The following is a 211-nucleotide window of genomic DNA, read 5'->3' as shown; positions in this document are numbered from 1 at the left end:
GGAATATTGCACAATGGGCGCAAGCCTGATGCAGCCATGCCGCGTGTATGAAGAAGGCCTTCGGGTTGTAAAGTACTTTCAGCGAGGAGGAAGGCGTTAAGGTTAATAACCTTGGCGATTGACGTTACTCGCAGAAGAAGCACCGGCTAACTCCGTGCCAGCAGCCGCGGTAATACGGAGGGTGCAAGCGTTAATCGGAATTACTGGGCGT

General features: G+C 53.1%; 1 rRNA gene. It reads left to right on the top strand.

Features of this window, described 5'->3' with window-relative positions:
* Window positions 1-211: ribosomal RNA gene (locus tag PGQ95_RS26510) — 16S ribosomal RNA — on the top strand; the annotation flags it as partial.

Source organism: Klebsiella sp. 141240 (genome assembly GCF_050600805.1).
In the GTDB taxonomy this organism is placed as follows: Bacteria; Pseudomonadota; Gammaproteobacteria; order Enterobacterales; family Enterobacteriaceae; genus Klebsiella; species Klebsiella aerogenes.
This window is presented reverse-complemented; position numbering and strand designations above follow the sequence as displayed.